Annotated in this window: 9 protein-coding genes and 1 other RNA gene; 8 read left to right on the top strand and 2 right to left on the bottom strand. The window is 47.5% G+C overall.

The window, feature by feature from the left end:
* Window positions 1–164 precede the first annotated feature (164 nt).
* From G3352_RS07580 to rnpB, 6 genes are all read left to right on the top strand, one after another.
* Window positions 165–653, top strand: coding sequence for a YaiI/YqxD family protein (locus G3352_RS07580; RefSeq protein ID WP_090901596.1), 489 nt, complete (start codon window positions 165–167; stop codon window positions 651–653).
* Between the two features lie 47 nt (window positions 654–700).
* Complete coding sequence (gene dnaG / locus G3352_RS07575) at window positions 701–2,521, top strand: DNA primase (RefSeq protein ID WP_163755370.1); 1,821 nt, start codon at window positions 701–703, stop codon at window positions 2,519–2,521.
* Window positions 2,522–2,564: 43 nt separating this feature from the next.
* A complete protein-coding gene (gene rpoD, locus G3352_RS07570; protein ID WP_024628459.1) occupies window positions 2,565–3,704 on the top strand; it encodes an RNA polymerase sigma factor RpoD in 1,140 nt (379 codons plus the stop codon).
* 184 nt (window positions 3,705–3,888) lie between these two features.
* The gene (locus G3352_RS07565) at window positions 3,889–4,647 is read left to right on the top strand and encodes a tRNA (adenine(22)-N(1))-methyltransferase (protein WP_099858458.1); all 759 of its coding nucleotides are present in this window, start codon (window positions 3,889–3,891) and stop codon (window positions 4,645–4,647) included.
* Window positions 4,623–5,738 carry a Nif3-like dinuclear metal center hexameric protein gene (locus tag G3352_RS07560; RefSeq protein ID WP_163755368.1) on the top strand — a complete coding sequence of 372 codons (1,116 nt, stop codon included), beginning with the start codon at window positions 4,623–4,625 and terminating at the stop codon, window positions 5,736–5,738. Before G3352_RS07565 ends, G3352_RS07560 begins: the two co-directional genes overlap by 25 nt.
* Window positions 5,739–5,819: 81 nt before the next feature.
* Window positions 5,820–6,229, top strand: an RNA gene (rnpB, locus tag G3352_RS07555) — RNase P RNA component class A.
* 238 nt (window positions 6,230–6,467) lie between these two features.
* Here rnpB and G3352_RS07550 read toward each other — a convergent pair.
* On the bottom strand, window positions 6,468–7,697 hold the full coding sequence (locus G3352_RS07550) for an aminotransferase-like domain-containing protein (protein ID WP_163755360.1): 1,230 nt from the start codon (window positions 7,695–7,697) through the stop codon (window positions 6,468–6,470).
* A gap of 109 nt (window positions 7,698–7,806) precedes the next feature.
* Here G3352_RS07550 and pdxR point away from each other — a divergent pair, with 109 nt between their 5' ends.
* Together pdxR and G3352_RS07540 are read left to right on the top strand one after the other, a co-directional pair.
* Window positions 7,807–9,327, top strand: coding sequence for a MocR-like pyridoxine biosynthesis transcription factor PdxR (gene pdxR / locus G3352_RS07545; protein WP_163755359.1), 1,521 nt, complete (start codon window positions 7,807–7,809; stop codon window positions 9,325–9,327).
* 85 nt (window positions 9,328–9,412) lie between these two features.
* Complete coding sequence (locus G3352_RS07540; RefSeq protein WP_064636406.1) at window positions 9,413–9,670, top strand: hypothetical protein; 258 nt, start codon at window positions 9,413–9,415, stop codon at window positions 9,668–9,670.
* 95 nt (window positions 9,671–9,765) lie between these two features.
* Here the strand turns inward: G3352_RS07540 and G3352_RS07535 are convergent, their stop codons facing one another.
* The gene (locus G3352_RS07535; RefSeq protein ID WP_163755357.1) at window positions 9,766–11,643 is read right to left on the bottom strand and encodes a S8 family peptidase; all 1,878 of its coding nucleotides are present in this window, start codon (window positions 11,641–11,643) and stop codon (window positions 9,766–9,768) included.
* Window positions 11,644–11,729: the final 86 nt, after the last annotated feature.

Raw genomic sequence — 11,729 nt, 5'->3', positions numbered from 1 at the left:
ATAAATTCAGTATTAAAGAAGGATATATGAGGGTATAAATATACGGAACGGATTGTGAAAAATTTATATTTACAGCCGTTCCGTATTTTAGCCTTTGATTTCCATAGACCGGTCAGAAGGATTTTGACTGGCTGAGGTCGTATATTACAATATGCAGATATTTTATGAAACCGGGTGGTCTGGCTTTGAGTGAGTTGAATGTACGCCATATTGTTGTGGATGGTGATGCTTGCCCGGTCAAGGCTGAGATCGCAGAAACAGCTCTTCGATTCAAAGTTCCTGTATTGATGGTTTCTTCATTTGACCATTTTCTTCAGGGCGGAGAAGGAGTGCGCACCGTTCAGGTAGATCGAAGTGATCAGAGTGCAGACCTTTACATTGCCAATCACATCAAGCCATACGATGTGGTCATTACACAGGATTATGGACTGGCGGCGCTCGCACTTGGCAAACGTTGTTATGTTTTATCATTTCGTGGTCGTGAATTTAATGATCGTGACATTGATTTCATGCTGGATTCCCGTCATACTGCGGCCAAAGCACGAAAAAGAGGGCATTATGGAAAAGGCCCAAAGCCTTTCACAGAGCAGGATCGGGAAATTTTTCAACATAAACTGACAAAACTTTTGAAAGATTTGCAGGAGAATGTGTAAGTTTATCGAATAATATTTACGTGTTAAAGAGATGAAGGTGGACCAAGATGAGTACCGGACAAGGCGGTATACCCGAAAGCATTATTGAATCGGTGTTACAGCAGCATGATATCGTCGATACGGTGAGCCGATTTGTACATCTGACCAAACAGGGGAAATATATGAAAGGCCTCTGTCCTTTTCATTCTGAGAAGACGCCTTCGTTTACAGTTACGCCTGAGAAACAAATTTTCTATTGCTACGGTTGCGGCACGGGTGGAAATGCCATCAAATTCAGGATGGAAATCGAAGGGTTATCCTTTCCCGAGGCTGTCAAGACGATGGCAGAAGAAAGCCACATTTCAATGGGGGACTGGCAAGGGCGTGAATCGGCTCATGTTAATCCAGAAACAGAACGTTTATTGGAAGCATATGAGCTTACCGCGAAGCTGTATCATTTCTTATTGAAAAATACAGAGCACGGTAAAGTGGCTATGGAATATTTACGCTCACGTGGGTTTAGCGACAAACTCATTGACCAATTCCAGATTGGCTATGCGCCTAATCGCTGGGATACCTTGGTACAATTTTTGGAAAAACGCGAGTTTCCGCTTGAAGAGATGGAGAAGGGTGGATTACTGTCACCGCGAAACGAAGGTCAGGGGTATGTGGACCGTTTCCGAGACAGGGTCATGTTTCCGATTAATGGCAGGAGCGGAAAGCCGATTGCATTTGCAGGTCGCATTTTGGGAGACGGGCAACCGAAGTACCTAAATTCACCGGAAACCCGGTTATTTAACAAAAGCCGTGTTCTCTACAATCTGCATCATGCCAAAAATGCAATTCGCAAACAAAGGCAGGCCATATTGTTCGAAGGCTATGGCGATGTTATCTCCGCCTGGGATCAGGATATCCAGAATGGTGTAGCAGCAATGGGCACCGCCCTCACTGAGAATCAGGCATTGATGCTTAAAGGCATGTGTGATGAAGTCATTGTGTGTTATGACGGCGATCGAGCTGGACAGGCTGCAGCACTCAAAAACTTCCCTATTCTTGAGGAAGCGGGATTGCAGGTCAAAATTGCTCTGATACCGGATGGGCTCGACCCGGATGATTTTATCCGCAAGCATGGTGGCGAGCGGTTCCGAAACCAGATTGTGGACGGCGCCGTAACGACTACAAAATTTAAGCTTATAAACCTAAAAAAAAACCATATACTGCTAGAAGGCGGCGGACAAATCGCTTATTCCAAGGAAGCGGTGAAACTTATTGCTCCATTGTCTTCTCCTACAGAACGGGAAGTATATCTTCGGGAACTGGCTGCGGAAGTGGATGTATCATTTGAAACACTGAAGCAGGAGTGTAATGAAGAACGGGAGGCCATGAAAAATAACCTCCAGTATGGGGATAATAACCCGAAAAGGTGGAATAATGGTAGGCAACAAAATAGGCAGGTGCCTACACCCAATCTGTTGCCGGCTTACCACGCTGCTGAACGCAAACTGCTCGCCTGGATGCTTCAGGATGATGAGGCTGCCCAGTACGTGAATGAGCATCTTGGTGAAGCTTTTAACTTGGATGATCATGCAGCTATTGCTGCTTATCTATATGCCTATTATGCGCAAGGCAAACCGTCGGATACAAGCCGTTTTATGTCTTCACTGCATGATGACCGACTGGAAAAGACAGTCAGTTCAATCTCGATGATGGATGGTCCAGGTGAATGGAGTATTCAAGTGCTCGACGATTGCATCAGAGAAGTGCTGAAATATCCGCGTAAGAAAGAGTACGATCTGAAAAAAGAAGAAATGATTGCTGCAGAGCGGGCAGGTGATTCTGTACGCGCGGCACAAATTGCAATTGAAATGATTGCCCTAGAGAGACAGTGAACGTCTGAATGTTGGATGTTTCTAGGGAGGAGGGAGTCGAGTTATGGCGAATGATCAGCATACTGAACTAGAAACAGAATTGACACTGGATCAGGTTAAGGATCAATTGATTGAATCAGGTAAGAAAAGAGCATCGTTGAACTACAAGGAAATTATAGAAAAACTCTCCCCATTTGAGCAAGATGCAGAGCAGATGGATGAGTTCTATGAACAACTGAGCGACCTGGGTATTGATGTCGTGAACGAAAATGATGAAGAGGTAACCCTTCGCCCTAGTGAAGATTCCGAGAACAACACCAGAGAGGGAGACGATGAATTCCACTTTGATGATGATCTCAGCCTTCCACCAGGAATCAAAATCAACGACCCTGTTCGTATGTATCTCAAAGAAATTGGTCGTGTACCTTTGTTGTCTGCGGATGACGAAGTAGAACTGGCTAAACGGATTGAAAACGGGGATGAAGAAGCGAAACGTCGTTTGGCTGAAGCTAACCTTCGTCTCGTGGTCAGTATCGCCAAGCGTTATGTTGGACGTGGAATGTTGTTCCTGGATCTGATTCAGGAAGGTAACATGGGTCTGATCAAAGCGGTTGAGAAGTTCGACCACAAAAAGGGTTATAAATTCAGTACGTATGCGACGTGGTGGATTCGCCAAGCGATCACCCGTGCAATTGCGGACCAAGCACGTACGATTCGTATCCCTGTGCATATGGTGGAGACGATCAATAAGCTGATCCGGGTATCCCGTCAGCTGTTGCAGGAACTTGGGCGTGAACCGACACCAGAAGAAATCGCTGCCGAGATGGATCTGAGTGTGGAAAAAGTTCGTGAGATTACGAAGATTGCTCAGGAACCGGTTTCCCTGGAAACACCGATTGGTGAGGAAGATGATTCCCATCTGGGTGATTTCATCGAGGATCAGGAAGCATTGGCTCCGGCGGATGCTGCTGCTTATGAGTTGCTGAAAGAACAGCTCGAAGATGTCCTGGATACTTTGACTGAGCGTGAAGAGAACGTGCTTCGTCTGCGTTTTGGTCTGGACGATGGACGTACAAGAACGCTGGAAGAAGTGGGCAAGGTATTTGGTGTTACGCGTGAGCGTATTCGTCAAATTGAAGCCAAAGCTCTTCGCAAATTGCGTCACCCTAGCCGCAGTAAACGGCTTAAAGATTTCCTCGAATAACATCACTATGGGAGACTTTCCGCAAGACGCTTAAGCGGCGGCGGGGTCTCCTTTATTTTTAAATTGAATAACTAAATTTCTTGGTTTTGGTAATTCATCCTTGAAATGTTTTATTGGATTTCATTTTATCGCTTTTCGTTGTTCAATGCAAATCAATAAATTAAATGAATGGTGTAGGTGCTTCATGAAACTTTCGAATCGATTACAGCGGATACATGATCAAATTCCCGAAGGAAGCCGCTTGGCTGACATTGGCTCAGACCACGCTTTGCTTCCGGTAGCAGCAGTACGCAGCGGGAAAGCAGCAGGTGCAGTAGCCGGAGAAGTCAACCCCGGCCCTTATGAAGCTGCACGCAAGCAAGTCAGCGATGCAGGCCTGAAGGAACGAATAACAGTACGTCGTGGAGATGGCTTGGATGTCATCTCTGCAGGAGAAGTGGATGTTATCACCATTGCCGGTATGGGAGGAGCACTCATTGCCTCCATTCTGGATCGTGGCCTCTCCAAACTGGATGAGGTCAAGCTTCTTATTTTGCAGCCTAATGTTGGTGAGGATATTCTCAGACGTTGGCTGCTAGAGCATCACTGGGTGGTGGTTGCAGAACAGCTGCTTGAGGAAGATGGCAAAGTGTACGAGATTATTACAGCAATGCCGCAAGAACTCAGTCCGATTGCCAATGAGGAAGTGTATCGTGCACGTCCGCTTGAAGGCGGAGTGGAATTGACATCAGATTTGCTGCTGCGCATGGGGCCTTATTTAACTGACCGTCCAACGGATGTGTTTTTTGCCAAATGGGAGAGCGAAATCGTCAAGCTGCAAAGTGTTGTGCATTCCATCTCCAAATCAGATCAGGAGTCTTCACGGGACAAGGCGGCTGAGGTGGAGCGTCTTATTGTGAACTTGAAGGAGGTACTCTCATGTTTGCCAAAGGTCAAACTGTAATTCAATTGATGGAGCAGCTTGCTCCCAAACATCTGGCCGTGCCGGACGATCGGATTGGTCTTCAACTTGGCAGTTTGCAAAAGGAAATTACGCATGTTCTTATCGCGCTTGATGTGACGAACGAAGTTGTAGATGAGGCCATTCGGATTGGAGCCAATCTGATTATTGCGCACCATGCCATCATCTTCCGTCCGGTCAAGTCATTGAATACCGATACACCCATGGGGAAACTGTACGAGAAGCTGATCAAGCATGATATTGCGGTGTATATTAGTCATACCAATCTGGATGTGGCTGAAGGCGGCATGAATGACTGGATGGCCGAGGCCATCGGAATTGAGAGCAAGGAATCACTTGAGGATGTACATACAGATCATTTGTTCAAACTGGCTGTATTTGTACCTCGCACTCATCATGAGCAGGTGCTCCAGGCGATTCTCGAAGCGGGCGCTGGCAGTATCGGGCAGTACAACAAGTGCAGCTTCAATACGGAGGGCACAGGTACTTTTGTACCGGGAGAGGGGACACAACCTTTCATCGGTACAGAGGGACAGATGGAGCGTGTAGAGGAAATGCGGATTGAGACCATCGTACCTCAGAGTCTGCGCAGCAAGGTTGTACAAGCGATGCTTAAGGCTCATCCATATGAGGAAGTGGCCTATGACTTGTATGCAATGGATTTAAAAGGCCGTACGCTGGGTCTGGGGCGCTTGGGACCACTCAAACAACCAAAGACACTCGGTGAGCTGGTGGAGGTCGTTAAGGCCCAACTGGATGTGCCATACGTTAGAGTAGTAGGTGATTTCAATCGGCAAATCAAAAAAGCAGCAGTGCTTGGCGGTTCAGGCAGCCGTTATACCCTTTCGGCACGGTTCAAAGGTGCAGATGTCATCGTAACTGGAGACATTGATTATCATACGGCTCACGATGCGCTGATGGCGGGTATGTGTATCATCGACGCCGGGCATAATGCCGAGAAAATCATGAAACCGAAAACTGCGGATTGGCTTCGTTCACGTTTGGAAGACAAACGTTATGACACACAAGTGACTGCATCCGAGGTGAACACGGAAGTATTTCAGTTTATCTAAAAGCACTCGGGTTCATTGCTTCCAGTAAGATTAAGCTTGTTTGTAAACTCAAATGCCTGTATACTATGTAATGTTGTTCGGAAAGCTTGACAGACAATCGCTGGTGGCCTTCGTTGCCACGAGAGGAAAGTCCGGGCTCCACAGGGCAGGATGCTGGATAACGTCCAGTCAGCGCGAGTTGAAGGATAGTGCCACAGAAATGGACCGCCGATGGCCGGATTTTCCGGCACAGGCAAGGATGGAACCGAGGTGTAAGAGACCCCGAGGAACGCTGGTGACTTCGTTCCTGGTAAACCCCATCTGGAGCAAGACCTAATGGGACACAGTCGACTCTTCGGAGAAGGCAGCCTTAGCCCGAGGTGTGTCTAGGTTGGTCGCTTGAGCTGTGCAGCAATGTATGGCCTAGATAGATGATTGTCGCTTGTGGTGGGAGGGTAGTTCCCGTCTGAACCACGAAGAGCACAGAACCCGGCTTACGGTAAGCTTTCCTAACTACAACACAAACAGTAACAAGTGCAGTCCACTATCAGTCACGGGCAAACAGAACGATTGTACCTGATGTGCCTGACTGATCAGAAGGACGCGATTAAACTTCAAAAGAATTCCTGCACTTGCAGGTCATATAAATAAGGCGTCAGACTTTGAGCTTTCTCGGGTCTGACGCCTTATTTTTGTTGTTATTCGTTGGAATGAGAAATTGTTCCTAATGATACAGTGGATGACAGTTCGTTACAGTGTAACTACACTGTCGGACTGTAATGATGCATGCCAGCGTTGAATGGCACGATCCATACGCTCTACAGCCTCGGGAAGAAGATCTGGATCAGTATGAGTAAAGTTGATCCGCATACGGTTCAGCTCCGGTGTACCCGCATAGAACGAATCCCCTGGTACAATGCATACTTTCTCCTGAATTCCATAGGTAAACAGATTGCTGGCCAGCATGCCCTCAGGCAGTTGCAGCCATAGGAACATTCCGCCCTGCGGTGAGTTCCAAGAGATACCTTCCCACGATTTTGCAGCCATGAGAGTGGTCATTTTTTTCATCCGTTGTTCATAATCCTGTGAGATATTGCGAATATGCCCGTCCAGATCGAAAGACTCCAATAGCGCATGAAGTGCTCTTTGGTCGATGCTGCTGGAATGCAAATCAGCACCCTGTTTGGCGCGGGCAGCTATTTTGATAACATCCGGAGCTGCCAGTATCCAGCCAGTGCGGAGACCTGGAGCTACTGTTTTGGAGAATGTGCTGGTGTAGATGACATTGGATGGACCCTCATGGGATTCCGCATCCAGTTGCGCCAGTGCAGGGGCATCCAGTTGTTCTGGTTTAAAGCGGATTTCACCATAAGGATCGTCTTCCAGGATCAGTACGCCATATTTCCGGCACAGGTCTACGGCTTGTTGACGTCTGGCGCGACTCCATACTTTACCTGACGGGTTGGAGAACGTAGGGTTAATGTAAACGAGCTTTGGTCGATGCAGTTGCAGCTGTTCCTCCAGTGATTCAGGCAACATGCCGTCATCATCACAAGTAACACCGTGCGCCTCAGCCTGATAGGAATGAATGACTTGAAGGGCAGCCAGATAGGTTGGTGATTCAACCAGTACGCTGTCGCCTGGATCGAGCAAAATTCGGCACACCAGGTCGATGGATTGCTGGGAACCGGTAGTCAGAAGCATATGATCAGGTGAAGCGGGAATGCCCTTGGATTCAAGACGTTCTGCAATTTTGGCACGTAATGGTCGGAAACCTTCTGTCTCTGCATATTGAAGAGCAGCTGAACCACCCATGAATACTTTTTCGTATGCGTCACGGATGGCTTCAAGCGGGAATGATGACTGGGCAGGTAAACCTCCGGCTAGAGAAATCATTCCAGGCGCCTGTGCAGCCTGTAACATGTCGCGAACGACAGAGGACGGGGTATTTTGTGCCATTTTGGACCAAGGGATATTCATATTATTCTCATCTCCTGTTATTCACTGTTATACTGATATTATAAACTATATTAGACGGAATGCAGTATAACAGTAAAATGCTGATCATAACAGTTGGGAGGGTGCATGTGTGCATATTGAATTGAAACGGGGAAGCAGCACCAAATTGTATGTTCAGATTGCCCTTACACTTGCTGACCGAATAAGGTCTGGACTAATCGAGCCTGGAACCCGTCTGCCGTCGGTTCGTAAAATGACGACTGATCTGGGCGTCAGCCTGGTCACCGTGTCCAAAGCTTATGCCGAGCTCGAAGCTATACAGCTGATTACATGTTCCCAGGGGAAGGGATGTTATGTACGTGGCGCGCAAGAGCTGGAGAAAACGGAGGATACGGAGAGAACTCACCGTACTCATGCAAAGAATGAATCCAGCACACCTTGGAACTGGCAGATGGCTCTTGTGGATTATCTGCCCCGAGCTCAGCTCTGGAGACATTTTGATGCATCTCCACAAGTTAGATATGAGCTGCACATGTCGGCGATTCAGCCTGAATTGTTGCCAACGCGAGAGATCATTGACAGTGCATACCGACTTTCCTCGAATCATCCAGAGCGCATGGCAGCCTACGGGTCCTTTCAGGGGGACCGGGAACTTCGTCAGACGTTTTCCGGGCATTTTGCAGAAAGAGGTTTGCGGGTAATGCCTGAACGGATGCTGATTACGAGCGGTACCCAGCAGGGAATCGATCTTGTCGCGCGTACGTTTGTTGGTCCTGGTGATGTCGTTTACATGGAAGCACCGAGCTATACGGGAGCCATTGATGTGTTCACAAGCAGAGGAGCGAAGATTATTACGGTGCCAATGGATGACGATGGTATGCGTATTGATCTGTTAACCCGATTATGTGATACATACCCACCCAAGTTGATATACACGATTCCTACGTTTCACAATCCTACGGGGATTACGATGAGTGCCAAACGGCGTGCGCAACTACTTAACCTTGCTCAAAGTTATCATTGTCTCATCCTGGAGGATGATCCGTTCGCCGATCTGTATTTCCGTGATCCTCCCCCTGCTTCCATTAAATCGATGGATGGGACGGGCCATGTGATATATATCAAAAGCTTCAGCAAAGTATTATCTCCCGGCTGTCGTGTGGCGTGTGCGGTTGCAGACGGAAGTGTGCTCACCCGACTTGTTGCCGCCAAATCCACTGCGGATCTCGGAAGTCCGCTGCTTACACAAAAGGCGTTGCAATCGTTTATACAACATCAATACAGTGCGTATACAGCGCGATTGAGGGATGAGTTATATTCCCGGCTGCTTGCCGCATCAGCGGTATTGGAGGAACATGGTTCTCCCGGGATGTACTGGATTTTGCCTGATGGAGGACTAAACTTGTGGCTGCAATTGCCAGATGGTTTGGATATGCGTGAGCTGCACCGCCAGTCACTTGCTGCAGGTGTTTCTTTTTTGCCGGGCTCTGCGTGTTATGTGGGGGAAACGGATACGGCGAGTCTACGGATTTGCTTCACGGTTACGAATCAGGAGCTGTTATGTGAAGGGTTGCGGGTATTATGCATGGTCATTAAGAACATTACACCGCAACAGGGTGGGGCAACGGCGGACAGGCTCCCGCTTATATAATTTTTCGGAACACGGACATACATCCAATCCACATCGGACCCAGTGCAATACGTTATAGTATCACTTGAAAGGGAGTTGGTTTGAAATGAACCATTTCTGTCCACCGCTTTGTCCGATTGTATGTGACCCAATCCAGGTTGTTGAAGATTACTACATCCCACAAATCGTACCCGTAATTCACCCGATCGAAGTCATCAAAAAACATCACTGTGTGCCAATCCATCATCACATGTATCCTGTCGTGGTCAAAGAAGAAGATCCTTGTTATGTTTCAAGCCACAACGGTAAGAAAAAATCCGTGAAAAAATCAAGCAAATCCCGCACAACTTCTCGCAAACGCTAGTGCAGCGGGTGCCCCGGGGAAATAGGTGAACATACCAAAGAGCAGCATACGCCCCGGGGCGCAGCTGCTTTTGTTTTTTTATATCCAGTGTACAGTTATTGTTTGATGTACTTTTTCATTGTATTGTCCATTTGCTGTCGCACATGTTGCGGCCAAAATTGAAGTGGGGCACTGTTGCCAGAGGCCGCCTCCAATGCTTTAAACACATCGATTTGACCATAACCGAAATACTTGTCATGACCTGGGTCTCCCAGATCTATGACGCTTTGACGCATGAGATCCATAACTTCTGTATTGGTCAGATCAGGGTTGAGTGAGCGAATCAAGCCTGCAAGTGCCGCTACATGGGGGCTGGCCATCGACGTTCCGGACAAGGCTGCATATTGGTTGTTCGGATACGTACTTGCAATGCTAGACCCTGGAGCCGTCACATCGACGTAATCCCCGTAGTTGGAATAGGAAGCTTTGTTCATGTCCGGATCCGTAGCAGATACTGCAAATACTTCCGGATAAGCGGCAGGGTATCCCGGACGCTCCGTATTATCGTTACCAGTCGCTGCAATTAATACGATGTCGCGATCAAAAGCGTATTTGATAGCATCATGAAGAAATTGGGCATCCGCATAGTTACCCAGACTCATATTAATGACCTTGGCTCCATGATCAGCAGCCCAAATGATGCCTTCGGCCACAGCATAGGTTGTGCCTGAACCCGAATTATCCAGCACTTTAACAGGTAGTACCTTGTTATACCAGCTCATGCCTGCTACACCTTCGTTGTTATTCACAACAGCGCCAATGATGCCAGCTACATGTGTACCATGACCTACGTCATCAAGCGGTTGGCTCGCCGGATCGACAACGTTATAACCTTTCAGCAGCTTACCCTTCAGATCGGGATGAGTCAGATCAACGCCGGTGTCTACCACCGCAACGATAACATCCTTGTTGCCCTTCGTAATATTCCAGCCGCGGTTAGTCTCAATTGCGGGCAAGTTCCATTGGTAATCGGAAAACAAAATATCATTGGGCACGGTTACATCTTTTTGTTCAGGAGCGGTCTCATTGGTTAAATACATGTAGTGGGGTTCCATATACAGCGGATTCCATTTACGTTCGAAATAAGCATGTAATTGTTCATAATTCATATGTTCCGACCGAAAAACATACGTGTACCCCAGCTTGCGTGCCGATTGCGTCCGCAGGTCAGATTTAATGATGCGCATATCCCGTTCACCTGGATCCTGACGGAAACGAATGACGATTTCATTTTCGTAAAAATGGCTGGCATTGGCATTATCATGTCCTGTTTTTACAGTGATTTCTTTAAGGGTGTCGGGGTGCACAGACTCGATTTTGAATTTACCTTCACGCGGATAAGGAATCATGCGCAAATTTTTGCGCTGATGCTGTTCCACGGCATTCAGTACATTTTGGCTAAATAGGGCGATGACGGCACGTTCTCCATCCTTGGAGGGCTGCGCCATAACAAAAAACTTTTCCTTGCCTAGAGGAAAGGAAGAAGATTCGAAGCTTTGACGTTTGCTCACTGCTTTCTTGGCTAGGGCGAGAGAATGTTCCAGCTTTTGCTGTTCCATTTTACTTCCTTTTGCTGTTGTTTTGTCAAAGTGCCGACTGCGTGATCCCTTGGTATTCATTACATCAATAGACCGTATATGATCATGTGTTTGTTGTAGCTCTTTAACGTATTGGCTTATTTGCACATCATTCATTTTGGAGGTCTTCTCAAGCATGATACTAAGGTGCTGTTTGGCATCTGCACGGGTCAGCAGATCGGTTGACTTTACATCCTGGACTTTAAGACGTTGTTTGCTCGCATGTTCCTCGTGTGGAGAATCGGGCATGGCACTTGGAGCAGGAACAGGGCGATTGGACGTTGGAAGCAAAAGCGTCAAGGCAAGTGCGCCCGCACCCGCGGCAATGGCCCAGTTAACCCATTTCGGTCTGGACATAAGGATGGAACCTCCTCGTTTATTTTGACAATCATCTTACAGTGCTCTGATTTCATCGTTGTCACTGGATATATCTATCGTTAGGA

Origin of the sequence: Paenibacillus sp. ALJ109b, assembly GCF_010747435.1 — a bacterium.
Lineage (GTDB): Bacteria > Bacillota > Bacilli > Paenibacillales > Paenibacillaceae > Paenibacillus > Paenibacillus taichungensis.
The sequence above is the reverse complement of the archived record's forward strand: the minus strand, read 5'-3'. Positions and strand labels throughout refer to the sequence as shown.